The sequence below is a fragment of the Lentzea terrae genome, assembly GCF_003265345.1.
GTDB classification, from domain to species: domain Bacteria; phylum Actinomycetota; class Actinomycetes; order Mycobacteriales; family Pseudonocardiaceae; genus Lentzea; species Lentzea terrae.
Genome location: NZ_QFWW01000001.1, coordinates 24,034 through 49,473, shown reverse-complemented (window position 1 = coordinate 49,473; position 25,440 = coordinate 24,034). Strand labels below are relative to the sequence as shown.

Here is a 25,440-nt window from a genome sequence, read left to right as displayed (position 1 = left end):
ACTGTTAACGCTCACATCACCTCTACTTCGAGTACGGTCACGTTCCGTTGCGTATTGTGCACCAAAATCGCCGTGCCGCCACAGTGTCCTTCGAGGACCATTGGGAGCGTTAACATGACCACCGCTGAAGGGTTCGACCGCAGAACCCTGTTGCGTCGTTCGGCCATGCTGTCCGCCGGCCTGCTGGTCGGCCCGACCGCGCTGGACCGGGCTCTGGAGGCGAGTGCCGCCGAGCTGCCGACGGGCGCGGCGCCCTTCGTCGACTCCTACCGCACGAACGTGCTGGCGAACCAGACACCGGAGACGAACGCGGCGGTTCGCGCCCTGTCCGGCATGCAGGACCTCTGGCGCACCGGCAGCGGCTGGGACAACGGAGTCGTGCTCAACCGGAACGTGCTCAGGGCGAACGTCCGCCACGTCGCGCGGATCACCGGGGCGCGCACCGCCGATCAGGCCAAGCGAGCGTTCATCGTGGACCGTCAGCACCAGAGCTACGCGGCAATCGGAGGACTCGGCCCGCTCGCCGAGTTGTACAAGACGGGCGCCAAGGCCGTCACCGGCATCACCTCCGCGCCGGACGGCACGCCGCCGTCCACTGTGGACGAGAAGCTGCCGCCGGACGCCCCTGCCGGTTCGGCGCTCGGTGCCGGTTCGCCGGACTCCGCGCTGGGCCAGGTCGTGCTCCTGGTCAACACCGTGCGCGGGCAGTTCGCCTCCGGCAACCCGTCGAAGTTCGCCTACCAGTACCCGCGGCCGTGGCGGCTGAGCCCGGACAGCGAGGTCGCCCCGACCGGGGAGACCGACGAGCTCGGCTATCCGGTGTACCGCACCGACGTCGTCGTCGCCCCGCAGCTGCTGCGCCAGCGCAGCCAGAAGCCGGCCGAGGACGGCGGCTACCCGAGCGGGCACACCAACGCGCTGCACCTGGCATGCCTGGCGCTCGCCTACGCGATCCCCGAGCGCTTCCAGGAGCTGGTGACCAGGGCGTTCGACCTGGCCGACATGCGGATCGTGGCGGGCATGCACTCGCCGGTGGACGTGATCGGCGGCCGGACCCTGGCCACCGCGCTGGCGGCCGCGACGCTGGCCGACCCGCAGAACGCCACGCTCAAGGCCGCTGCCAGGACGCAGGCGAGCGAGTACTTCCGGCAGCTGGTCGGTGCTGACCTGGTCGAGTACGCGCACTCGGCGGACAGCTCCACCGACCCGTACGCCGACCGCGAGGCCAACGCCGCGCTCGTCGAGCCCCTGCTCACCTACGGGTTGCCCAAGACCGGGAAGCGGATCCCGATGACCGTGCCGAAGGGTGCGGAGGTGCTGCTGGAGACCCGGCAGCCGTACCTCACCGCGAACCAGCGGCGGGAGGTCCTGCGCACGACCGCGCTGGCGCCGGGGCACGCGCTGCTCGACGGCCCCGAGCAGTGGGGCAGGCTCAACCTCTTCGCCGCGGCCGACGGTTTCGGCGCGTTCGACTCGGACGTGCGCGTCGACATGGACGCCAACCGCGGCGGCTTCCACGCCGCGGACACCTGGCACAACTCGATCGACGGCCGCGGCGGTCTGGTCAAGCGCGGCAGCGGCACGCTGACGCTGGCCGGCACCAACAGCTACACCGGCGCGACCCGGATCGAGGGCGGCACGCTCGTGGCCGGATCGGCCTCCTCGCTGGGCAAGGGCGACGTCGAGCTGCGTTCGGGCACCCTGCGGCTGGAAAGCGCGGTCCGGGTGCGCGGCTACCGGCAGGGGACCGGATCAGTGCTGGCGGTGACCGTGCGCAGGGGTGCTTGTGCGCCGCTGACCTCCGGCCGGCCGATCTCTCTGGCCAGTGGCTGCACGCTCGAGATCACGCTGGAGGACGTGCCTGCCGGAGTGGTCGTTCCTGTGCTCGCGGCGCCCGTGCTGACCGGCCGGTTCGCGCAGATCACCGTGGCTGGTGGTGGACGTCGGGTGCAGCCGCAGTACAGCCTGGCGGGCCTCTCGGTGCGCGTCCTGAGTTAGTCCACAAAGGACTGTTTTCGAACGGCCTTGTCGAACGGGTGCGTCTCCGTTCGACAAGGCCGTTCGACGTTGTTCGACAGCCTTGCTTGACGCTCGGGAAGCCCCGATGCAGACTCCGGAAAGCGTTTTCCAGCCGACGGGGTCAGGGGTTCATGAGCGCGTTAGACGAACTGCGTCAGCTGCGCCACGGCGGCGCGCAGGTGCGCAAGCGCGACAACAAGGCGGCGTTCTGGTTCCTCGCCCCCTGGTTCGCCGGACTGCTCTTCATCACGGTCGGTCCGGTGCTCGCGTCCTTCGGCCTGGGCTTCACCAAGTACAACCTGATCCAGCCGCCGAAGTTCATCGGGTTCGACAACTTCGCCCGCATCTTCAGCGACGAGCGGTTGCACAACGCGCTGGGGGTCACGTTCACCTACGTGCTCGTCTCCGTGCCCCTGCAGCTGGCGTGCGCGCTGGGCGTCGCGCTGCTGCTCGACCGGGGCCTGCGCGGGCTCGCGTTCTACCGCTCGGCGTTCTACCTGCCCTCGCTGCTCGGTTCGAGCGTGGCGATCGCGGTGCTGTGGACCCAGGTCTTCGGAGCCGAGGGCCTGCTGAACCGCGTGCTGGGTTTCTTCGGCATCGAGGGCAAGGGCTGGATCTCCGACCCGGACACGGCGCTCTCGACGCTCATCGTGCTGAACGTGTGGACGTTCGGCTCACCGATGATCATCTTCCTGGCCGGGCTGCGGCAGATCCCGGCGGTCTACTACGAGGCCGCCGCGATCGACGGCGCCAGCAAGTGGTCGCAGTTCTGGCGGATCACGCTGCCGCTGCTGTCGCCGATCCTGTTCTTCAACCTGGTGCTGCAGATCATCCACGCGTTCCAGTCGTTCACCCAGGCGTTCGTCGTCTCCGGTGGCACGGGTGGGCCGTCCGACTCGACCATGTTCTACACGCTTTACCTGTACCAGCAGGGTTTCAGCCGGTTCGACATGGGTTACGCGTCGGCGCTGGCCTGGTTCCTGCTCCTGATCATCGCGGCGTTCACCGCGATCAACTTCTGGGCGGCGAAGTACTGGGTGTTCTATGACGACTGATCTGCGGCGCCGGTTGTCCGTGCCGGCCAAGCACCTCGGCCTGATCCTGATCGGGTTCGTGATGCTGTACCCGGTGCTGTGGATGATCGCGAGCTCGCTGCGTCCCGGCGACGAGATCTTCCGCAGTCCCGGCCTGATCCTCGACAGCCTGCAGACCGAGAACTACGTGGAGGGCTGGAACGCCCTCACCCCGTCGTTCGGCACCTACCTGGTCAACTCGACGATCCTGGTGCTCGGCTGCATCATCGGCAACCTCGTGTCGTGCTCGATGGCCGCCTACGCCTTCGCCCGGCTGAACTTCAGCGGCAAGCGGTGGTGGTTCGGCATCATGCTCGGCACGATCATGCTGCCGATCCACGTGATCATCGTGCCGCAGTACGTGCTGTTCTCCCAGATCGGCTGGGTGAACACGTTCCTGCCGCTGATCGTGCCGAAGATCCTCGCCACGGACGCGTTCTTCGTGTTCCTGATGGTGCAGTTCATCCGCGGCCTGCCGCGCGAGCTGGACGAGGCGGCGCGCATCGACGGCTGCGGCCACCCGCGGATCTTCCTGCAGATCGTTCTGCCGCTGATGAAACCCGCGCTCGCCACCACGACGATCTTCACGTTCATCTGGACGTGGAACGACTTCTTCAGCCAGCTGATCTACCTGACGGACCCGGACATGTACACCGTGCCCGTCGCCCTGCGCTCGTTCGTCGACTCGACGGTCGCCACGTCGTGGGGCTCGCAGTTCGCGATGAGCGTCGTGTCGCTGCTCCCGATCTTCCTCGCCTTCCTCATCGGCCAGCGGTACCTCGTCAAGGGGATCGCCACGACCGGTGGCAAGTAGCCGAAAGGAACGGACATGGTCACAGGTGTGCGCCGCCGCACGGCGTTAACGGTCCTGTTCTCACTGACCGCGTCGCTGCTCGCGGCCTGCGGTTCCGGCTCCGACGCGGGTGGCGACCTGACGACGGAGAAGGTGACGTTGCGGTTCTCCTGGTGGGGCGCGGACGACCGGCACAAGCGGACCCAGCAGGTCATCGAGATGTTCCAGAAGAAGCACCCGAACATCACCATCAAGGGTGAGTTCAAGGAGTGGAACGGGTACTGGGACAGCCTCGCCACGACGATGGCGGCCAACGACGCGCCGGACATCATGCAGATGGACGAGCTGTACATCGCCTCCTACGCCGAGCGCGGTGCGTTGCTGGACCTGAACGAGGCCAAGAAGCACCTCGACACGGCGAACTTCGACCAGAAGGCGCTCGCCACCGGCGCGATCGACGGCAAGCAGTACGGGCTGCCGGTGGGCCTGGGCATGTACTCGATCATGGTCAACACCGACCTGCTCGCGAAGTACAACATCCCGGTGCCCGACGACACGAAGTGGTCGTGGGACGACCTGAAGAAGATCGGCGACCAGGTGTCGAAGGCCGGCGGCGGTCAGGTGTTCGGCGTGCAGTCGCCGGGCATCAACGACGCGGCCGGGCTCAGCATCCGGGCGCGGCAGCAGGGCAAGGCGATGTTCGACGCGCAGGGCAAGGTCGTGCTGCCGCCCGAGATCGCGACCCAGTACTGGCAGTACATCCTGGACCTGTCCAAGACCGGCGTCGCAGCACCGCCGTCAGTGACCATCGAGAAGGCCTCCGCCGGGCTGAACCAGTCCGCGACGGCGACCAACACCGCGGCGTTCGGCCTGTGGTGGAACACCCAGCTGACTGCGTTGACGGCAGCGAGCGGTGCCAAGTTGAAGCTGCTGCGGCTGCCCGGTGAGACGCAGGGTTCGGCTCGCGGCGCCTACTACAAGCCGTCGATGTTCTGGTCGGTGTCGGCGCGCTCGAAGCACCCGGCGGAAGCGGCGGCGTTCGTGAGCTTCCTGGCCAACGACGAGGAAGCGGCGAAGATCCTGCTGACCGAACGCGGCGTGCCCGCGAACCTGAAGATCCGCGAGGCGATCGCGGGCCAGCTCAAGGAAACCGACAAGGCGGCGAAGGAGTACCTCGACACCGTGCCCGTCAGCGACCCGCCCAGGATCACCCCCAACGGTGCCAGCACCCTCGACACGATCCTCAAGCGGCACACCGAGGACGTGTTGTTCGGCCGGACCACCCCTGATGCGGCGGCCGCGTCGTTCATCAAGGAAGTCCAGTCCGAAGTGGACGCGGCGAAGTGAGGCGCGCGGCCATCGTGGGCACAGGCGCGATCGCGTCGAGTCACGCCGAGGCACTGCGGGCGGCTGGTGATCGCATCGAGCTGGTCGCGGTGGTGGACGTGGACGAGGCCCGCGCGACGGCGTTCGCCGAGGAGTGGGGCGTGCCGCGAGTGCACCCCAGGCTCGCGACGTTGCTCGACATCGAGGACCTGGACGTGGTGCACGTGTGCACCCCGCCGCGCTCTCACGTGCCGTTGGCGCTCGAATGCCTGGCCGCGAATGTGAACGTGCTCGTGGAGAAGCCGCCGGCGTTGTCGTTGAGCGAGATCGACACGTTGATCGCGGCCGAGCGGACCTCGACCGGCCGGGTCGCGACGGTGTTCCAGCACCGCTTCGGCCCGGCCGCGGTCCGGTTGCGCCGGATGGTCGCCGAGGGTGTGCTCGGCCGGTCGCTGGTCGCGAAGTGCGACACGCTCTGGTACCGCGGCGACGCCTACTTCGAGGTGCCGTGGCGTGGTTCGTGGGACAGCGAGGGCGGTGGCCCGACGATGGGCCACGGCATCCACCAGTTCGATCTGATGCTGTCGGTGCTCGGTCCGTGGCAGGAGATCCGGGCCGTGGCCGCCCGGCAGGCGCGTGCGGTCGCGACCGAGGACGTCTCGATGGCGTTGGTGACGTTCGCCGACGGCACGGTGGCTTCGGTGGTGAACTCCTTGCTGTCGCCGCGGGAGACCTCGGAGCTGAGGTTCGACTTCGAGCGCGCCACGGTCGAGGTCGAGCACCTCTACGGCTACACCGACGCGGACTGGACGGTGACTCCCGCGCCTGGCCAGGACGACGTGGTGGCTCTCTGGGACGCGGAACGATCTGAGACGGCGAGCGGTCATCCAGGTCAGCTGGCGGCGTTCCTCGACGCCCTGGACAGTGGTGAGACGCCGCCGGTGACGCTGGCGGACACGCGGAACACGATGGAGTTCATCGCGGCGCTGTACGCCTCGGCGTTCACCGGCACCGTGGTGAAGGCCGGTCAGATCGGCCCGGACAGCCCGTTCTACGCGACGATGGAAGGAATCGGTGCCCCATGGGCGAACGCCCGGTGATCACTCGGCAGGACGACGAGGTGCTCGTCGTGTCGGTGGGCGACGTCGAGCTCTTCACCTACGTGCACACGCCGACGACGACACCTGCGTTCGAGGGACCGAAGCCCTACCTGCACCCGGTGCGCACCCTGGCCGGCGACGTGGTGACGGCGTTCCGGCCGCACGACCACCGCTGGCACAAGGGCGTGCAGATGACCGCGACCGACGTGTCGGGCGAGAACTTCTGGGGCGGCGTCACGTACGTGCGCGACCAGGGGTACGTGGCGCTGCCGAACGTCGGCAGCATGCGGCACGAGGAGTTCGTGGTCTCGGACGACGGGCTGCGGTTCGACGAGCTGCTGTCGTGGTTCACCGAGGCGGGCCAGCACTGGGTGCACGAGACGCGCTCGTTCGAGGTGCGCGACGTCTTCGAGGACTCGTGGACGCTGGAGTTCAGCACCACCTTGACGAACCTTCGCTCGGAGCCGCTGATCTTCGGCAGCCCGACGACCAACGGCCGTGAGCTCGCGGGCTACACCGGCTTCTTCTGGCGCGGCCCGCGCTCGTTCACCGAGGGCACGGTCATCGCGGCCGACGGCGGATCCGGGCAGGAGATGATGGGCAAGGCCGCGCGCTGGCTCGCGTTCGTCGGCCAGCACGACGAGGTGGACCGCGCGTCGACGTTGCTGTTCGTGGACCACCCGGACAACAAGGGCACGCACTGGTTCGTGCGCAGCACCCCGTTTGCGGCGGTCAACCCGTCGTTCGCCTTCTTCGACACGGTGGAGCTGCCGCCCGGCGAGTCCTTGACCTTGCGGTACCGGCTCGTGATCGCCTCCGGTGAGTGGGACCGGGACCGCTTGGAGTCCTATGTGGAGGACAACCCGTGGTGACGCCGTTTCCCGGCGGTGTAGGAATCTCCGGCCTGCGGGTGTACGACTGGCCGACGGTGGACGGGCTGTGCGGAGGGTCGCCGCACGTCCACCTCACCTGCGCGGAGTGCTACTTCGTCGTCGGGGGAGAGGGGTCGGTGCAGACGCTGACCCGCCGCGGGTTCGCTGCTACGCCGTTGCGGGAGGGCACGGTCGCCTGGTTCACGCCGGGCACCATCCACCGCCTGGTGAACGACGACAACCTGCGGATCCTCGTGATCATGCAGAACAGCGGCCTGCCCGAGGCCGGCGACGCGGTGTTCACGTTCCCCCCGGAGGTGTTGGCGGGGGACTACGCGGCGCACGCCCATGCCGGTGACGAGGAGTCTGCTCGCCGGCGTCGGGACCTCGCTCTGGAGGGGTTTCTGGAGTTGCGCCGGCGGGTCGAGGCCGGGGAGGACGCGCTGGACGACTTCTACCGCGCGGCCGTGCGGTTGAAGCAGGGCGTGCTGGACGACTGGGAGAAGCGGTGGCGGGCCGGTGCGCTGGCGTCGGCCGAGCGCACCGGCGAGCAGCTGGACCGGTTGCGGGATGGCGACATCGGGCACCTGGCCGATGCCGACATCCACGTGATGCGGGCGGAGGGTCCGCAGCGGTTCGGCATGTGCGGGCGGCTGGACGTGCACGATCCGGCTGACGGGAAGTCGCCGCACGACTGACGCGAGGTGCTGACCAACGCACCTACGGGCACAACAGGAAGGCCAGCACCGCGCCGATCAGCGCCGTGATCAGCACCGCGGTCGCCGTCACCACCAGGCGTTGCCGTCGCGCCGCCCGGGCGAGACCGGGCAGGACCGCGGCCGGCACCGGTGGGGCGGCGGCGAGGTCCACCGCCCACGTCGCGGGCACGCGGGACAGGAGACCCGCCGTGCCCGCGATCCGGCACACCTCGTGCTCGCAGGGCGGGCACGCGGCGAGGTGGCTTTCGTAGGCCTGCCGGTCGTCGGAGGACAGCGACCCCAGCACGTAGGCCACGTCCCACTCGCGGAACGGGCATGTCACCGCCCGGTCACCCCGTTCTCCTCCAGTGCGAGCCGCAGTGCGCGCAGGCCGTAGTGCAGCCGCGACCGCACCGTGCCCTGCGGTACGTCGAGGGCGCGGGCGAGTTCGGCCACCGATTCACCTCGGTAGTACGCACGCACGATCACCACCTTGTGCTCGGGTTTGAGCTGTGACAGCGCCTCGGCGATCAGCCAGGCGTCCAGCGTCGTGTCGGTGTGGTCGGACCGCGAGCGTTCCGGCAGGCGTTCCGAGCCGATTTCCCTGCGGGCACGGGCGCTGCGGCACTCGTCGATGGCGAAGTTGCGGGCCACGGCGTAGAGCCACGCCTTCGAGGCCGCGGTGCCCTGTTCGAGGATGCGGGGATTGCGCCACGCACGGAGCAGCGCTTCCTGCACGACGTCCTGGGCGAGCTGCTCGTCACCGGTGAGGCGGAGCGCGTAGCGCCAGAGCGCGTCGGCGTGGCCGTCGTGCAGTGCCCGCAGCAGGGTGCTGTGGTCGGTGTTGATGGCGCACCCCTAGAACTCGGGCGTGCGCTTGGCCAGGAACGCCGCTGTGCCCTCGCGCATGTCGTCGGTCGTGAAGGCCGCTCGGAACGCGTCGAGCTCGACCCGCAGCCCCTCCTCGACGCCGAGGCCGTCCACGGCGTTGATCACCGACTTGCAGGTGGAGACGGCGACGGGGGAGTTGGCTGCGATGTCGGCGAGCACCAGCCGCGCGGCGGCGAACATCTCGTCCCGGCTGTCGAAGACCTCGTTGACCAGCCCGAGGCGCTGCGCTTCCACGGCGTCGACGCGGCGCCCCGAGTAGATCAGCTCGCGCGCCTTGGCCACGCCGACCCGGCGGAACAGCCGGACGCAGCCGCCGAAGCCGGGGATGAGGCCCAGCAACACCTCCGGCTGACCGAACACGGCCTTGCGGGTGGCGTAGATGAAGTCGCACGCCATGGCCATCTCGCAGCCGCCACCGAGCGCATAGCCGTCCACGCACGCGATGACCGGCACCGGCAACGTCTCGATCAGCCGCGTCACCTCCTGACCCAGGGCGCCGAACGCCTCGCCCTCCTCCGGCGTCATCGTGGCCATCTCCCGGATGTCCGCCCCGGCGATGAACGCCGGCCCTTCCGAACCGGTGAGCAAGAGTGCGCGCGGACCGCTCAAGCCCGTCAAGAGGTCGCGCAGTTCGGTGAGTGTCAGCTGGGACAACGCGTTGCGCGCGGGTGGGCGGTGCACTGTCACCGTGAGGATGCCGTCGTGTTCGTCGAGTGCGAGGGTCTGATAGTCCACAGTGGTCTCCTCACGAGTCCCAGATCGCGCCGTAGGCCGGAATCCCTCTCGACTCCAGTTCCTCGACGACCTGCCAGGTGGTGGGTTTGTTGGAGATGCAGATGACCGCCTCGGCGTCGAAGCGCTTGCAGGCGTCGTACGCGAGCGCGACCAGGTCCGGTTTGCCCTGGCTCTCCGTGTCCCAGACGACGGCGTCCGGCTGCACGCCGAGGATCTCGTCCACCAGCGCGTCCCCGTACGTGCGGCGCGGGTTGCGGGTCGACCACACCAGCACCGACGGCGTGTCACCGGCCAGCAGGTGCGGCAGGCAGGGCCCGATGCCGCTGCCGGTGGCGACCCACACCACCCTGGTGAACAGCTTGTCGATGTTGCCGACGCCCGCGGTCGGGATGCCCTTGACCCACACGCGGCTCGGTTGGTCGGCGATGAACTTCGCGGTCCAGTCGCCCGCGCGGGAGATCGTGAGCCGGAATCCGCTGCGGCCCGGAGCCGGGACGTTGGCGAAGGAATGCCACTCCAGCAACGGGTTGCGGCTCACCGTCGTCGACGAGCCGGCGAACGGCGTGACGCCGTGGTCGAACGACACGAGCGCGACGTGCGGTGACGGGCTGACGATGTGCACAGGAACCCGCCGCAACCTCAGCCACGGCAACGCCACGCTGGCCACCACGAGCGCCAGCGGCCAGAGGAAGACGGGGTTCTGCACGGCGGACAGCACGGCGAACAGCACGAGCACCGTCCACCCGCCGAACCGGTGCGACCGCTCGAACAGGTCGTGGTGCTTGGCCCGCAACCGGGGCAGCGCGAGCACGACGAGCAGCACGAGGACGGCCATGATCGTCCAGGTCAGCGCGAGGAGCACCGGTGGGCCCGTCGTGGTCAGGGCGAGCACCAGGAACCAGACCGTGGCGCAGATCGCGGCACCGACGTGCAGGCCGCCGAAGTGGTAGACCTTGCCGAGCGTCCAGCGGATCCGCAGCGGCCAGCTGGTCGGTGCACTGGTGGCGAGCCAGAAGAGCAGGTTGATCACGAGCTGCTGGCGGATGAGCGCGGCCAGGGTCAGGTTGGCCACCACGAACGCGGTCGCGTCTTCCCAGTCGGACACCGCGAATCCCAAGTTGACCAGCACGACGAGGGCGACGAGCCGGTTGTGGTGGGTGAACGGCCGCCGCCGCAGCAGCGTGCGCCAGGACCGATCAGCAGGTGGCAGCTTGACGTCAACTGAGGTCATGCCACCGTTTCCTTCTGTCCGTCCAAACGCGACAACAACGCCCGGCGATCGACCTTGCCGCGCTCGGTCGTCGGCAACGTGTCGACCGGCACGATCAGCGTGGGCACGCAGTAGTACGGCAACCGCTCGGCCACGGCCCGGCGCGCCTGCTCCGGCACCGCGCTGGCCGGGCTGATGAACCCGACGAGCTTGCCGTCGTGCAGCAACGTCGTGGCCCGGCGGCAGTCCACCGCGCCTTCGAGCGCCGACGTCACCGCGTCCAGCTCTACTCGGAACCCGCGCACTTTCACCTGGTCATCAGTGCGCCCGTGATGCTCCAGCTGGCCGTCGCGCGTCCACCGCCCGAGATCGCGCGTGCGGAACATCAGGCGGTCGCCGCCCAGAAACGGGTCGGGGCGGTAGCGTTCGGCCGTCAGCACTGGATCACCCAGGTAGCCGGCGGTCACGCACGCGCCGCCCGCCCACATCTCACCGACCTCGCCGATCCGGCACGGTCGCAGGTTCTCGTCGAGCACGTACACGGTCGTGTTCGGCACTGGCCGGCCGATGGTCAGCGGACCACCGCGATCGTAGCGCTGCACGGTGTTGACGATGGTGACCTCGGTGGGCCCGCACGAGTTGTGGAAGGCGGCCTGACGCGCCCACACGTCGGCCAGGGCCTGAGGGCACCGCTCACCGGCGACCGCGACCGTCCGGACTCGTTGACACACCACGGGATCCAGTGACGCGAGCACGCTGGGTGTGGCGATCACGACGTCCACGGTGCTCGCGGTCTGCTCGATGTCGCTGCCGCGGATCACGAGTGTGCCGCCGTGCGCCAGGGTGCCGAGGATCTCCCACATCGCCATGTCGAAGGCGATGTTCAGCAGCTGCGACACCCTGGTTCCCGGTGCGACGCCGAGACATCCGGGCGCGGTCAGCAGGACGTTGCACAGGTTGGCGTGGGAGACCTGCACGCCGTTGGGCCGTCCGGTGGTGCCGGAGGTGAAGATGACGGCCGCGATGTCCGAGTCCTCGGTGGGGCTGCGGCGGAACTCGGTGACCTCGGGCAGGCGGTCGATCGCGATGACCGTGCCGAGGTTGTCCGGGAGCGCGGACCGGTGCTCGCTGGTGGTGAGCACGAAGTTGATGCGCGCGGTGCGGGCGATGTGTCGCAAGTGGACTTCCGGTGCGATGCGCACGTCCTGCGGCACGTAAGCCGCGCCCGCCTTGAGGATGCCGAGAATGCCGATGACCATCGGGATCGACCTGGTGAGGAACAGGCCGACCCGTTCGCCTGGTCGTACGCCGGCGCGGACGAGGAACTCGGCGAGCAACTCGGCTCTGCGGTTCAGCTCCGCGTAGGTCAGCGACTCGCCGAGATGTTCCACCGCAACCAGATCCGGGTGGCGTGCCGCGTGCTCATCGAAGGCGTGGTGGATGTGGTGGAACGGCGGGGTCCGGATCGGCCCGGCGCCGAACGACTGGAACAACGCGCGGTCCACCGGGGGCAGGTCGCGCAGGGCGGACTCGTGGAACACGGCTCTCACAGCAGGGTGCCCTTTCGCCGGGATTGCACGGTCACCCGTTCTGAACGAGACACCCCCTCACATCGTTCACGTCGAATCGAATCCACTGTCGAATCGACGAACGTGTTACGTCCCAGCAACTTGTTGCTGGACAGTGAAAACATGAAAATCGCAGCGAGTGCACTTGCGTTCGTCCTCGTCACCGGCATCCCCGCCGCCGCCAACGCCGCGGCGTGGGAGGACGTGATCAGCACCGGCTCCTTCGGCAGCTACGGCGCGTTGGAGTCGGAGTGGAACTACCGCTATCCCTGGGGATCCGACCACAACGGCACGGCTCGGATGTACGCGAGCTCCAGCGACCACAACCACGTTGCGCTGTCCGGCGGTGTGCTGACGTTGAAGGCCACGCGAATCTCGTGGAACGAGGGCAACAGCGGTGCCAGCCCGTACCTGCCGATCCGCTACCACTCCGGCGCGATCCACGCCAGGGAACACGTCGTGGCCACCAACCAGTTCCCCAACTGGGAGGTCAAGGGCGACTTCCAGGCACCGTCGACGCGGGGCACCTGGCCCGCGTTCTGGCTCACCGGCGTCAACAGCTGGCCACCTGAAAGCGACATCCTGGAGTTCAAGGGGGACAACCGGAACTGGTTCAACACCTTCCGCACGTCCAACGACGTGTCGAGCTCGATCGTCGGCGTGTCCTCGCCCGGCTCCTGGCACACCTACCGGGCGTGGATCACGAAGGTGAACAACACCGACGTCGACATCCACTACTACCTCGACGGCAAGTGGATCGCCAAGCACACCGGGAAGAACTTCGTCGGCAAGCCGCTGTGGGTGATCATCAACCTGCAGATGGAGGGCTCGTCCGGCAGTCCCGGTCCGACCGCGGAGACCGTCTACCGCGCTCGCAACGTCTACATCGGACGGACAAGGGCGTGAGACTTCAGCTCGAAGTGCACCACGTCGTCCTCTTCCAGCACGACCTCGCCGAGGGTGTGCCAGAGGCCGAGCGCGCCAGGTGAGTGGCGATAGGCGTGCAGGTACACCGCGTCGTAGCCGCCATCCGCCTGAGCGAACTCGAGCAGTCGGGTCACCAGCGCACGGGCGAGGCCGCGGCGGCGGTGTTCTGGACGCACGTACACGCGCCGCACCTGCGCGGTCCGCCCCGACGGATAGCGGTCCGCGAGCCACTCTGGGGTTCGCGGACCGCGGGAGTCCAACGCCGCGGTCGCCGCGACCGCGCCCTCCTCGTCGACCGCGACCAGCAGGACGTGGCGCTCCGGCGTCAGGTACGACCCGGTGAGGTCGATGACGTCCTCGTGCCACTCCGGTACGTACCCCGTGCCGAAGTCGCGGTAGATCGCGTCGAGCATCACCGACCGCGCTCCGCCGAGATCCGTCAGCTCGGCCATCTTGATGCTGTACGTAGGCACTTGCACATCATATGCAACAAGAGGTGGCCCTGGTGCACGCCAGGGCCACCTCCTCCGGTCAGGCTCCCGCCGGTTTGCCTGACCAGGCCTCCTGCGACGTCAGCGGTCGCATCGTGAGGGTGTACTCGTAGGTGGTGTCGGGCCGGACCTGGCTGCGCTGCCGCACGGGGTTCGGCGTGTCACCGACCCCGGTCACGGCGTGGTCGGCGTGCAGCGTGAAGTACCCCTTGTTGCGCTGCAACATGAACGGGTACGCGGCCCGCTCGAGGTCGTCGTACTGCGTCACGCTGACGTCGCGAGCGCCCGACACCAGCAGGCCGGACGTGCGGCCGTCGGTGAGCAACGCCCACCGGGTGTCGGTGTGGTTGCCGTGGTCCTGCGGGCGGTGGTACTCGACGTACTGGTCGGCCACCGACGAGGAGTGCACCCCGATCGGCGTGCCGTCCTTGCGGTCGACGTAGCTCTCCGCCTTCCGGCCGTACCAGGAGAACTCCTGGTAGCGGTCGGGCACGGACAGCTGGACACCGATGCGCGGCAGGTAGGGCAGCGTGCGCATGGAACCCTGCGGCGTCACGCGGTGTCCGAGTCGCAGCACGCCGGCCGAGTCCACCGAGTAGACCATCGTCTGGTCGAACCAGGCTCCGGTCACACCGGGCGCGGCCACCTTGCTGTCCACGACGATCCGGGTCGTCTTGTGCCCGTCCTTCTCCACCCGCACGCCGGTCACGCTGGTCTCCAGCCGGTCGAGGCCCGCCTTGCGCCAGTCCTCGCCCTCGGCGCGGCCCCACGTGTAGGTCTCGTTGCTGATCGGCGTCCGCCACGCGTCCAGCTTCGGGCCGCTGGCCAGCAACTCCCGGCCCCACGCCTTGATCGACGTCAGCACACCGGACTTCTTGTCGACCGTGTAGGTGGTGCCGGCGGCCGTCGCGGTGACCTTCGCCGTGTCCTCGTGGGTGAACACGACAGCCCAGTCGAGTGGCGCCTTGTCCAGACCGGGAATGCGGCTGCCGCCCAGCGAGAACTGGTCGTGTGCCAGCACGTGCTGGTCGGACGTGACAGTTTCGACGGTCAGGAACCGTTCGCGGTCGGCGTCGTTGACCGGCACCGGCAGCGAGAGCTGTGCAGTCGAGGCACTTCCGACCCGCAACGGCTGCTCGGCGCTCTTGACCACCCGCGAACCCTCGGTGACCCGCCACCGCAACGTGAGGTCGTCGGTGCCGATGAACTGCCGTTCGTTCGTCACCGACAGCATGCCACCGGAGTAGGCGAACCGGATCGGCTGGTGCGCCCACGCCATCTGCAGCACTTCCGGCTGCAACGAGCGGTCGGTGTTGATCAGACCGTCCACACCGGACAGCGTCGAGCCGTACGCGAAGTGCGTGCCGCGTTCCTGCACGCTGTCGAAGTCCAGCGCCAGCACGGCACCACCGACCGGCGTGGAGGCGTTGAGCTCGGTCGCCGACAGCGCGCGGTTGTAGATGCGCACGTCGTCGACGTCACCGCGAGACAGCCAGCTGACCGTCGACGGGTCGTTCCACGACATCTCGAAGTCGCGGCCGATGTTCACGTCGGCGGCCGAGTGGTCGATCGTGCCCGTGAACGGCAGCGTGCCGACCTCGGCGCCGTCGATGTACAGCCGCAGTGCCGTGCCGTCGTACGTGCCGCTGACCCGGTGCCACTTGCCGTAGAAGTCGGCCGGCACCTTCGCCTGCACCGCACGCCACGTGCCGCTGTGGATGAAGAACTCCAGCGTGGTCTCGTTCTTCATCTTGAGCGTCCACTGGTGGTCGCCCTTGGCGATGATCGGGAACTGGCCGGTCCACTTGCCCGGCTTCACCCACGCGTCCAGCGTCAGCGCGGTGCCGGTGATGTCGAGCTTGCGGTCGCGGTAGACCTCGACCCAGTCGTCCAGGCCGGACAACGACAACGCCTTGCCGCGGTGACCGTCGACGAGCTTCGGCGCGCCGGCGAGCATGGCGGTGATGTTGTTGCCGGACGTGTCCGGCGCGATGCGGGTCTTCTGCTTGATGTTCTGCTCGGCCCAGTCCCAGATGAAGCCGCCCTGGGTCTGCGGGTTGGCGCGAATGATCTCCCAGAACTCCCGGAAGTTGCCGAGGCTGTTGCCCATCGCGTGCGCGTACTCACCGAAGATCAACGGCTTGATCGTGCTCTTCGCCTGTTCGGCGAACCGTTCGGGCGACGGGTAGCGTGGGCCCCACACGTCGGCGAACGGCGCGTCACCGTCGGGGTTGTTCGACTGGTGGTAGATCGGGCGGGACGGGTCGTTGGCCTTGAGCCACTTCGCCATCTCGTAGTGGTGCGTGCCGAGGCCGGCCTCGTTGCCGGTGTCCCACATGAAGACGCTCGGGTGGTTCTTGTCCCGCTCGACCATGCCGATCAACCGGTCCATGAACGTGTCGCGCCACTCCGGCTGGTTGGCCTGGCACCACCGCGAGCAGTTCTCGTGGTTGTGGGTCTCGATGTCGACCTCGTCGTCGATCCAGAGACCGTGCTTGTCGGCCAGGTCGTAGAAGTACGGGTCGCTCGGGTAGTGCGAGGTGCGGACGGCGTTGACGTTGAGCTGTTCCATCAGCTCCACGTCGCGTTCCTGTGCCTTGCGCGGCACGTGCCGGCCGTGGTCGGGGTCGGTCTCCGCGCGGTTGACGCCCTTGAACAGCACGCGCTTGCCGTTGACCAGCAGCGTCTTGTTGCGAATCTCGATCTTGCGGAAACCGGTCGTGTCGCTGGTGATGTGCGTCGTGCCGTCGGGTGCGGTGAGCGTCAACACGACGGTGTAGAGGTTCGGCGTCTCGTCGGTCCACTTGGCCGGGTTGCGCACCGGCATCGTCAGACGTGCCGTGCTGCCCTCGACGTCTTGGCTGGCCGAACCGACTTCCGCGCCCTTGGCGTCACGCAGGCTGGCGGTGACGCGGTGGGTTCCCGTGCTGCCACCGGGCTTGCGGCCCAGTTCGACGTCCGCGGTGAGCGTCGCGTCGGTGTAGGTGGCGTCGAGGTCGGTCTTCAGCGTCACGTCCTGGATGAACGTCTGCGGCGTCGAGTACAGCGACACCGAGCGGAAGATGCCCGAGTACCGCCACTGGTCGTAGTCCTCGAGGTAGGAACCGGCGCTCCAGCGGTGCACCTGCACGGCGATCTTGTTGCGGCCCGGCTCGAGCGCGGGGGAGATGTCGAACTCCGCCGGGGTGTAGCCGCCCTGGTCGTAGCCGACGTACTTCCCGTTGACCCACACGAAGTAGCCGGAAGTCACGCCCTCGAAGCGCAGGAACGTCGCCCGCTTGGTCCAGTCGGCGGGCACGTCGAACTCGCGGACGTACGCACCGGTCGGGTTGACGTCGCGAGGGATGCGGGGCGGGTCGTCCGGCTGCACCTCGGTGGCGATGTTGCGGAACATCGGGTGGTCCAGGCCGTCGGTCTGCCAGGTGTGCGGCACGTTCACCGTGCGCCAGCTGGAGGAGTCGTAGTCGTCGGCGTAGAACTTCGCCGGCACGTCGGCGGGCTTGTCCGCCATGGCGATGCGCCACTTGCCGTCGAGCGACTGCGTGAACGGCGTGCGCTCGTCCCCGCGCACGGCCCCGGCGATGTCCTTCTGCGGCAGCAACAAAGCGTGGTGCGGCTCCTGTCCCTCTTCGATCCGGCGCGGATCTTCGAGGTAGGTGTGCACGTCAGGAGGTGGATCGACGGCGGCGGCGATCGGGGTCATCGAACCTGCCGCAACCAACATGACTGTTGCAAGAACAATCGCGCGCCGCACGCTGAACCTCCATGTTCAGACAGAAGTGCACACAAGTGAACAGTTGGAGATCAGGGGCGACAAGGGGCCACGAGGTCCGCGCCGTTCACAGCACTGACGCTGTTATCGAACGATCAGTCTCTTGCGTTCGATTTTGTTCGACTGCACGCTCCGGGAGCATGTTCGCTCATCTGCTGACCGCGACCGTCGTCGCTGCTTCTCTGTCCGTGCCGGGGATCGCGCATGCGGCGCCGGGTGTGAGCCTGGTGGGCGACACGCTGCTCGACCCCTCGGCGCTGTACTTCGTCTCCTACGACGGGGTGGTGAACAACAACTCGTTCCAGCAGGACGCGATCGTCACGTACCAGGGACGGCAGTACGCCACCTGGTACACCGCGAGCCGCAACGCCGTGATCGCCCGCAGAAGCATCGGCAGCACGCAGTGGGAGACCGTCGTCCTGCCGCACCGGCTCAGCATCGACGACTCGCACAACGTGATCTCGATGGGGATTTCCCCGCAGGACAACACGATTCACATCGCGTTGGACACGCACAACACGCGCTTGTTCTACTTCCGCTCCAAGCCGGGCCTCGCGATCGGCGGGCAGCGGTGGACCGCCGAGTCGTTCGGCGCGGTGCAGCGGACGCTCCAGGGCGTCGAGCTCGGCTCGATGACCTACCCGCAGTTCGTGGTGACACCGGAGGGCCGGCTGCAGTTCAGCTACCGCACCGGCGGTTCCGGCAACGGCGTCAACGAGCTGGCCGAGTACTCCGCCGGCACGTGGCGCAAGCTCGGCGGCTGGTCGTCCGCGACGGGCTCGTACACCGGGCCGAACGGCGTCGTGTCGACCACCCGCAACATGTACCTGCACGGCCTGAACTACGACCGAAGTGGACGGTTGCACGCCGCTTTCACCTGGCGTGAGGGCAATGCCGGGGTGCTGTGCAACTCCGGCGGGCTGACCAACCACGACACCGGCTACGTCTACAGCGACGACCGCGGCCGCACGTGGCGCAACGGTGCGGGAACCGTCGTCGGCACCACTGGTGGCGCGCCGGTCAGCGTCACCTCGCCCGGACTGGTCGCCGACCCGCTCGACCCGAACCACGGCCTGATGAACCAGGAGAGCCAGGCGGTGGACACCAGCGGCCGGCCGCACGTGGTGATCAGCTACGTGCCCGGCCGCTTCACCCAGTGCGTCTCGAACTACGCCCAGCAGCGCGCGCAGTACGGCCGCACGTTCCACGTGTTCCGTGCGGCAGACGGAAAGTGGACCAAGATGGAGGTGCCGATCCCGCCGAACCACACCCAGCGCACCAAGATCGTGCTCGACCGCAACGACAACGCGTACCTGGTGATGCCGCGCGGCAAGATCGTGGCGGCGAGCAAGTCCAGCGGCTGGACCGACTGGACGACCGTGTTCGACCGGCCGTCGCTGCAGGCGTTCGGCGAGGTGAACGTGGACGCGTCCCGAGTCGCATCGCAAGGACTTCTTTCCGTGCAGTACCAGCAGATCTCCAGCGGCAGCACTCCGTCGCCCATCCGTGTCGCTGACTTCCGGCTCGGCTAGCCAAATGAGGAGGACGGACATGTTCCGCTTGAGCAGCCTGGTGGTGGCACTCACCCTGGCGCTGACCGTGCCTGCCCACGCCGAGGTGGGCGTGCAGGGCACCCTGTCGTGGCGATTGGTGCGGGCGCAGAACCCCACGGCCGACCAGCAACGGGCGTATGACCTGATCACGCGTGCGATGAATGCCGCGGTGGCCCGCTACAACAGGCTCAGCGGCCTGGGCAAGAGCATCACCGCGCACTACGACCCACGGGTGCCGACGGCGGACGGCAGCAACAACGGGACGATCCGGTTCGGCGCCTTCGCCTCCATGAACGAACGTACGGCACTGCACGAGATCTCGCACACGATCGGTGTCGGGACCAACGGGAGCTGGCGGACGCGCGGCTGCGGCGGCACCTGGAACGGCCCGCAGGCCACCGCGCTCGTCAAGCAGTACGACGGTCAAGGCGCGACGATCAAGTGCGATGGTCAGCACTTCTGGCCGTACGGGCTGAACTTCGACAACGAGTTCTCGCAGACCAACGCCGACCGGCACGTCAAGATCGTCGAGGCAATGGTGCGTGACGGCCTGTGAGCATCAGACGTCTTTTCGCGCTTGCGCTTTGCTGCGTCGTGGCCACGGGTGTTGCGACCGTGCCCGCGGCTGCGGAACCGTTGCCGCAGAACGGGGTCACGGTCCGCATCGACCCGTCGTACCAGCAGCCCGAGTTCGAGGGCTGGGGCACGAGCCTGGTGTGGATGGCCAACATCACCGGTGGCTACCCGGAGCCCATCCGCCGCAGGCTCGTCGACCTGCTGTTCGGCGAGGACGGGCTGCGCCTGAACATCGCGCGGTACAACATCGGCGGTGGCAACGCGCCCGACGTCCGCCAGGACTACATGAAGAAGGGCGCGACGATGGAGGGCTTCTGGAAAGCCCCTCCCGGCACCACTCGCGCCGACGTGGACTGGTGGCGTGCCGACAACCCCGAGCACTGGAACTTCGACGCCGACGCGAACCAGCGCTGGTGGATCGACCAGATCAAGCGCAAGGTCACGAGGTGGGAGGCGTTCAGCAACTCGCCGCCGTGGTTCCAGACGGTCAGCGGGTACGTCTCCGGCGGCTTCGACGCGAACACCGACCAGATCCGCCGGGACCGCGTCGACGACTTCGCCACCTACCTGGCGCGGGTGACGCAGCACGTCGAACGCTCGCACGGCATCAAGTTCGACACCCTCGCGCCGCTGAACGAGCCCAACACGAACTACTGGGGTACGCAGATAGGCCCGGACGGCCAGCCGACCGGCGGCCGTCAGGAAGGCGCGCATGCCGGACCTGAGTTGCAGCAGGAAGTTCTGCTCGCTACACGACGAGCGCTCGACCGGCTGAGCTCGAAGGTCAAAGTGTCCGCAATGGACGAGACCAACCCTGGCACGTTCGTGCGCAACTGGAACGGCTACGGCCCGGCGCGGGAGGTGATCGACCAGCTCAACGTGCACACCTACGGCACCGGCCAGCGCACCAGCGCTCGTGACATCGCCAAGGGTGCCGGCGAGAAGCTCTGGATGAGCGAGGTCGAGGGCACCTGGGGCAACGGCACCACCGACTACACCGGCATGGAACCGGGCCTGGGCATCGCGACCAGGATGCTCGAGGACATCCGCGAGCTCGAGCCGTCGGCCTGGGTGTTGTGGCAGCCGGTCGAGGACTCGATCCCGCAGCAGGCCGCCGGCAAGAACTGGGGCAGCATCCACATCCCGTTCAACTGCACGGCGCAGGACACGCTGGAGACCTGTCCCATCAAGACCAACTCGAAGTTCGGCACCATCCGCAACTTCACCCACTTCGTCCGGCCGGGCGACCGGTTCGTCAAGACCGACGACCCGTCCAGCGTCGCCGCGGTGAAGCGGTTCGGCCCAGGTGCCAGCGTTGTGCACGTGAACAACGGCACGGCGACGCGTGCGGTCACCCTGGACCTTTCGCGATTCCGCAGCGTTTCGGCGAACGCGCGGGTGACGCCGGTGGTGACGAGCGCCGACGGTGCCCTGGTGCGCGGCACGCCCGTGCGGGTTGCCGGCAAGTCGGCCACGCTGACTGTGCCGGGGAAGTCGGTCACGACGTTCCTGGTCGACGGCGTGTCGGGCGTGTCCGGCGACGCGGTTTTGGTTCAGCCCGATCACGTGTATCGGCTGACCACGGGCGGGAAGTCGCTGCAGCCGTCCGACGACTGGTCTCGTGCGGTGGCCCGCCCGGCCGACGGCACGAGCGCGCGGCAGCTGTGGTCCGTGCGGAAGCTCAGCCACGGCAACGGGAACCGCGAGCAGTACGAGATCGTCAACGCGGTGTCCGACACCCGGCTCGCCGCTTCGGGCGACGCGGTCGTGCTGCAGTCGGCCAAGGACACCGCCGCGCGGTGGATCATGTCCACGACCGGGGACGGCAGCTGGACGTTCGTCAACGCGGCCACCGGTGCGTTGATCGACGCGACCGGCGAGACCGTGGCGGCGAAGCCCCCGACGTCCGGCGCGAGCCAGCGCTGGACCGTGGCCGACGAGACCGTCCTGCGGATCCAGGACGCGGCCGTGTTCACCGTGCCGAAGCTGCGGCCCGTGTTGCCGCACACCGTCACGCCGGTGCTGCGCGACGGTCCAAGCGGTGCTCTTCCTGTGGTGTGGGACCTTCCGCCCGATTCGCGGTGGAACCAGCCCGGCACGGTTCGGGTGCGCGGCACAGCGACGGACGCGCTCGGGCGGAAGCATCCGGCGCTGGCCGTGGTCACCGTCGACACGATCACTTCGACGCTCCCGGCTCAGGCCAGGACCTACGTCGGCGGCCGGCCAGACCTTCCCGGCACCGTCACGGGAGTCGGCGCACGAGGTGGCCGGGCCGAGCTCCCGGTCACCTGGGACGCCGCGGTGTTCGACCACGTCGGCACGGTGACCGTCACCGGGAAGGCCCGGGTCGTCGACGGCAGCACGGTCGCCGCGACGGCGGTCGTCCAGGTCACCGAGCCGGTCGAGGTGAACGCGGCGCCGGACGCGGAGGTCGCCGCGACCTACACCGAGTCCGGCTATTCCGCGGAACGGCTGCGCAACGGCGTCGCGGACGAGAAAGCGTGGTCGAACTGGAAGTCCGGCACCAAGAACCCGTCCGACACGATCACGTTCGCGTTCCCCAAGGCGCGTGATCTCACGCGGGTTGCCGTGCACTCCTACCGCGACGGCGACGGCGGCATCGCCCAGAGCCTCAAGGTGCAGGTGCGCACGGCCGACGGCACGTGGCTCGACGCGAGTGGCGAAGTGGAGGTCACCGCTCAGCCGACCGCAGTCGCGTTGAACCCGTCACCGCCGGCGACCGCCGTGCGCGTCGTGCTCACGGCGCGTCCGTCCGGATATCTCACGCTCGGCGAGATCGAGGTGTTCGCAAAGGCGCCGTGCTGCCTCGATCGGTGAGCTGCGGGGCGAGCAGTCGCACCTCGGTCGACTGCTCGCCCGCCAGCCCGCGGATCAGCATCTCCACCGCGATCGCGCCGACCTCGTCCACCGGGATCGCGACCGAGGTGAGCGGCACCGGCTGGGTGGCGGCGATGGTGTCCGGGCACAGCGCGATCACCGAGACGTCCTCGGGCACCCGCTTGTTTCGCCGCTGCAGCTCGAGCACGACGTCCGCGAGCACGGCCTCGTTGTGCACCACCAGTCCGGTGATCCCGTGGTTCAGCATGCTGTCCAGGCACGCGCTGAGCGCGGTGTAGGTCGGCGCGCACGGTTCAATGTGGACGGTCACGTCGTGCTTGCGCGCGGCCTTCGTGACCCCGGACAGGAACCGCGCCGCATAGCCGGTCTCGCGGTCGTAGACGGCCGGTGGGGAGCCGACGACCCCGATCGAGCTGTGCCCGAGATCGGCCAGATGCGCCACCGTGCGCGCGCCACTCGTCGCGAAGTCGAGGTCGACGCAGTTGAGCCCGGACGGGTCGGCGGGCACTCCGACGAGCACCACCGGCACGTCCAGCTCGCGCAAGGCCGGGACGCGCGGGTCGTGTGCCTCGACGTCCATCACGACCACCGCGTCCGCCCGCGCCGACGCGATCACCCGGTGCACCTCGTCGGCGCCGGACTCCTTGGTGAGCAACAGGACGTCGTGGTTGTGCTCGCGGGCGCTCGCGACGATCGACGACACGAACTGCATGATCACCGGGACGTTGAGGTCCGTCCGGAGTGGAACGACGAGCGCGAGGACGTTCGTGCGGCTGCTCGCCAGCGCCCTGGCGCCCGCGTTGGGGTGGAAGCCGAGTTCGTCGATGCTGCGGCGCACGCGCTGAGACGTCGCGGTCGAGATCGGCCGCTTGCCGCTGAGCACGTAGGACACCGTGCTGACGGAGACGCCGGCATGTCTGGCGACGTCCTTGATGGTGATCAACCGGCCTCCTGCGTCGTGGTGCCCGCAACTTTAGCTCCCCGCACGACGACGTCGAACAAAGGTCGAAGAATTTGCCCGCACGGCATTCGATTTATTCGACGCTAATCTTTCCTGGAGATGAAACGTTTCGATTTCCCGGAGGGTGATCGCGATGAGGCGGACAATGATGTCGGCACTGCTCGCGGCGGTTCTCGTCGCGGGCGGTGTGCCCGCGCTCGCTGAAGAACCAGCGGCTGCTCGCGGGCTCATCAGCATCCGGTCGGTCCACGGCGACGGCAACTTCGTGTCGTGGCGGCTGCTCGGCTCCGACGCCGCGGACGTGGCGTTCAACGTCTACCGCGACGGGGTGAAGGTCAACCGCGCGCCGGTGACGACGGCGACGAGCTACCTCGACGCGGGCGCGCCCGCGACGGCGTCCTACTCGGTGCGTCAGGTGAACGGAGGCGTGGAATCGGCGGCGGCCACGCGTTCCGTCGGCACCCTGGCGACGAGCAGGGACGTCCCGATCCAGAGCCCGGGTTCCGGCTACGTGGCGAACGACGCGTCGGTCGGCGACCTCGACGGCGACGGCGAGTACGAGATCGTGCTCAAGTGGGATCCCGCTGATGCCAAGGACAACGCGCAGGCGGGCCGCACCGGCAACGTGCACCTGGACGCGTACCGGTTGAACGGCACCCGGTTGTGGCGCATCGACCTCGGCCGCAACATCCGGGCGGGCGCGCACTACACCCAGTTCCAGGTCTTCGACTACGACGGTGACGGCCGGGCCGAGATCGCCGTGAAGACCGCGGACGGCACGCGGTCGGGCACCGGCCAGGTGATCGGCAACGCGAACGCCGACCACCGCAACGGCGACGGATACATCCTGACCGGGCCCGAGTTCCTCTCGGTGTTCCGCGGCACGGACGGCGCGGTGCTCGACACCGAGAACTACGTGCCACCACGCGGAACCGTGTCGTCTTGGGGCGACAGCTACGGCAACCGGGTCGACCGGTTCCTCGCCGGAACGGCCTATGTGGACGGTGCGCGGCCGAGCATCATCATGGCGCGCGGCTACTACACCCGGAGCGTGATCTCCGCCTGGGACTTCCGGGGCGGCCAGCTCACCCGGCGCTGGACGTTCGACTCGGCGACCCAGTCGAACCGGTCGGCCTGGGAGGGCAAGGGCAACCACCAGCTGTCGGTGGCCGACGTGGACATGGACGGCCGCGACGAGATCATCTACGGCTCGATGACGATCGACGACAACGGCCGCGGCCTGTGGCAGAACAGCACGCACCACGGCGATGCGTTGCACGTCGGCGACTTCATCCCGTCCAGGCCGGGCCTCGAGATCTTCAAGCCGTCGGAGTGGACCAACGAGGTCACGCACTGGATGGGCGACGCGCGCACGGGTCAGATCCTGTGGAGCGCGCCGTCGTGCGGTTGCGACAACGGCCGTGGCGTCGCCGCGGACGTCTGGTCCGGCAACCCCGGTGCGGAGGCGTGGTCGGCCTCGGTCGGCGGTCTGCGGTCGGCCACCACGGGCGCCCAGGTCGCCGCGCGCAAGCCCGGCTCGATCAACTTCGTGATCTGGTGGGACGGCGACGCCCAGCGCGAGCTCCTGAACGGCACCACGATCGACAAGTACGGCCCCAACGGTGACACGCGGCTGCTCACCGGCTCGGGCGTGGCCTCCAACAACGGCACCAAGTCCACGCCGGCGTTGCAGGCGGACATCCTCGGCGACTGGCGCGAGGAGGTCATCTGGCGCACCTCGGACAACCGGGCGCTGCGCATCTACTCGACCACCGAACCGACGTCGATCCGGCGGCCCTCGCTGATGGAGGACCGGCAGTACCGGGAGGCCGTCGCCTGGCAGAACACCGCCTACAACCAGCCACCGCACCCGAGCTTCGGCTCGCCCTGACCTCCTGAACAGCGAACTCGCGGACCCGATCGCCGGTCCGCGAGTTCGGCATGCCCGCCTTTTTCTCCGCGTTTTATGTTTGTGAATTGCGTGGCTTTCACGCTTGTGAATCTTCGGGCGATTTA

At 68.4% G+C, this 25,440-nt stretch carries 20 protein-coding genes; 12 read left to right on the top strand and 8 right to left on the bottom strand.

Translation table 11 applies throughout. From position 1 onward, the window contains the following. Window positions 1-114 precede the first annotated feature (114 nt). The 7 genes from DI276_RS00180 (at window position 115) to DI276_RS00150 (ending at window position 7,881) form a co-directional block, all read left to right on the top strand. A complete protein-coding gene (locus DI276_RS00180) occupies window positions 115-1,998 on the top strand; it encodes a phosphatase PAP2 family protein (RefSeq protein WP_112261193.1) in 1,884 nt (627 codons plus the stop codon). Window positions 1,999-2,150: 152 nt separating this feature from the next. After that, window positions 2,151-3,074 carry a carbohydrate ABC transporter permease gene (locus DI276_RS00175; protein ID WP_112261192.1) on the top strand — a complete coding sequence of 308 codons (924 nt, stop codon included), beginning with the start codon at window positions 2,151-2,153 and terminating at the stop codon, window positions 3,072-3,074. Continuing rightward, window positions 3,064-3,906, top strand: a complete 843-nt coding sequence (locus DI276_RS00170) for a carbohydrate ABC transporter permease (protein ID WP_112261191.1) — start codon at window positions 3,064-3,066, stop codon at window positions 3,904-3,906. Before DI276_RS00175 ends, DI276_RS00170 begins: the two co-directional genes overlap by 11 nt. Window positions 3,907-3,921: 15 nt before the next feature. Then, window positions 3,922-5,232 (top strand): ABC transporter substrate-binding protein, encoded by a 1,311-nt coding sequence (locus DI276_RS00165; RefSeq protein ID WP_112261190.1) that lies wholly within the window; start codon window positions 3,922-3,924, stop codon window positions 5,230-5,232. Beyond that, the gene (locus DI276_RS00160) at window positions 5,229-6,311 is read left to right on the top strand and encodes a Gfo/Idh/MocA family protein (protein WP_112261189.1); all 1,083 of its coding nucleotides are present in this window, start codon (window positions 5,229-5,231) and stop codon (window positions 6,309-6,311) included. The genes DI276_RS00165 and DI276_RS00160 overlap by 4 nt, the downstream gene beginning before the upstream one ends. Beyond that, entirely contained in the window at window positions 6,293-7,183 is an 891-nt protein-coding gene (locus tag DI276_RS00155; protein ID WP_112261188.1) for a DUF6807 domain-containing protein, read from the top strand. Before DI276_RS00160 ends, DI276_RS00155 begins: the two co-directional genes overlap by 19 nt. After that, on the top strand, window positions 7,180-7,881 hold the full coding sequence (locus DI276_RS00150) for a cupin domain-containing protein (RefSeq protein WP_112261692.1): 702 nt from the start codon (window positions 7,180-7,182) through the stop codon (window positions 7,879-7,881). Before DI276_RS00155 ends, DI276_RS00150 begins: the two co-directional genes overlap by 4 nt. A gap of 22 nt (window positions 7,882-7,903) precedes the next feature. Here the strand turns inward: DI276_RS00150 and DI276_RS50680 are convergent, their stop codons facing one another. From DI276_RS50680 to DI276_RS00125, 5 genes are read right to left on the bottom strand one after another with little or no spacing between them, the layout of a single operon-like run. Next, window positions 7,904-8,224 (bottom strand): anti-sigma factor family protein, encoded by a 321-nt coding sequence (locus DI276_RS50680; RefSeq protein ID WP_112261187.1) that lies wholly within the window; start codon window positions 8,222-8,224, stop codon window positions 7,904-7,906. Beyond that, window positions 8,221-8,730 carry a sigma-70 family RNA polymerase sigma factor gene (locus DI276_RS00140; RefSeq protein WP_112261186.1) on the bottom strand — a complete coding sequence of 170 codons (510 nt, stop codon included), beginning with the start codon at window positions 8,728-8,730 and terminating at the stop codon, window positions 8,221-8,223. The genes DI276_RS50680 and DI276_RS00140 overlap by 4 nt, the downstream gene beginning before the upstream one ends. Window positions 8,731-8,739: 9 nt before the next feature. Next, complete coding sequence (locus DI276_RS00135; protein WP_112261185.1) at window positions 8,740-9,507, bottom strand: enoyl-CoA hydratase/isomerase family protein; 768 nt, start codon at window positions 9,505-9,507, stop codon at window positions 8,740-8,742. 10 nt (window positions 9,508-9,517) lie between these two features. After that, entirely contained in the window at window positions 9,518-10,738 is a 1,221-nt protein-coding gene (locus DI276_RS00130; RefSeq protein ID WP_112261184.1) for a ferredoxin reductase domain-containing protein, read from the bottom strand. After that, window positions 10,735-12,267: an amino acid adenylation domain-containing protein gene (locus tag DI276_RS00125; protein ID WP_198680375.1), complete on the bottom strand. Its 1,533-nt coding sequence runs from the start codon at window positions 12,265-12,267 to the stop codon at window positions 10,735-10,737. Before DI276_RS00125 ends, DI276_RS00130 begins: the two co-directional genes overlap by 4 nt. Window positions 12,268-12,408: 141 nt before the next feature. On the opposite strand from DI276_RS00125, the gene DI276_RS00120 reads away from it, so the two are divergent. Next, window positions 12,409-13,191: a family 16 glycosylhydrolase gene (locus DI276_RS00120; RefSeq protein ID WP_112261690.1), complete on the top strand. Its 783-nt coding sequence runs from the start codon at window positions 12,409-12,411 to the stop codon at window positions 13,189-13,191. On the opposite strand, the gene DI276_RS00115 is transcribed toward DI276_RS00120, so the two are convergent. After that, window positions 13,167-13,685, bottom strand: coding sequence for a GNAT family N-acetyltransferase (locus DI276_RS00115; RefSeq protein ID WP_232836338.1), 519 nt, complete (start codon window positions 13,683-13,685; stop codon window positions 13,167-13,169). The genes DI276_RS00120 and DI276_RS00115 overlap by 25 nt on opposite strands. 58 nt (window positions 13,686-13,743) lie before the next feature. Next, entirely contained in the window at window positions 13,744-17,406 is a 3,663-nt protein-coding gene (locus DI276_RS00110; protein WP_232836337.1) for a glycoside hydrolase family 2 TIM barrel-domain containing protein, read from the bottom strand. Between the two features lie 209 nt (window positions 17,407-17,615). Between DI276_RS00110 and DI276_RS00105 the strand changes: the two genes are divergently transcribed. From DI276_RS00105 to DI276_RS00095, 3 genes are read left to right on the top strand one after another with little or no spacing between them, the layout of a single operon-like run. Next, window positions 17,616-19,007 carry a BNR repeat-containing protein gene (locus DI276_RS00105; protein WP_112261182.1) on the top strand — a complete coding sequence of 464 codons (1,392 nt, stop codon included), beginning with the start codon at window positions 17,616-17,618 and terminating at the stop codon, window positions 19,005-19,007. A 19-nt stretch (window positions 19,008-19,026) separates the two neighbouring features. Further along, window positions 19,027-19,584, top strand: a complete 558-nt coding sequence (locus DI276_RS00100; protein ID WP_198680374.1) for a hypothetical protein — start codon at window positions 19,027-19,029, stop codon at window positions 19,582-19,584. A gap of 38 nt (window positions 19,585-19,622) precedes the next feature. Beyond that, window positions 19,623-22,442: a glycoside hydrolase gene (locus DI276_RS00095; protein ID WP_198680373.1), complete on the top strand. Its 2,820-nt coding sequence runs from the start codon at window positions 19,623-19,625 to the stop codon at window positions 22,440-22,442. On the opposite strand, the gene DI276_RS00090 is transcribed toward DI276_RS00095, so the two are convergent. Then, window positions 22,387-23,406: a LacI family DNA-binding transcriptional regulator gene (locus DI276_RS00090; RefSeq protein WP_112261181.1), complete on the bottom strand. Its 1,020-nt coding sequence runs from the start codon at window positions 23,404-23,406 to the stop codon at window positions 22,387-22,389. The genes DI276_RS00095 and DI276_RS00090 overlap by 56 nt on opposite strands. A 151-nt stretch (window positions 23,407-23,557) precedes the next feature. On the opposite strand from DI276_RS00090, the gene DI276_RS00085 reads away from it, so the two are divergent. After that, entirely contained in the window at window positions 23,558-25,315 is a 1,758-nt protein-coding gene (locus DI276_RS00085; protein WP_112261686.1) for a rhamnogalacturonan lyase, read from the top strand. Window positions 25,316-25,440 lie beyond the last annotated feature (125 nt).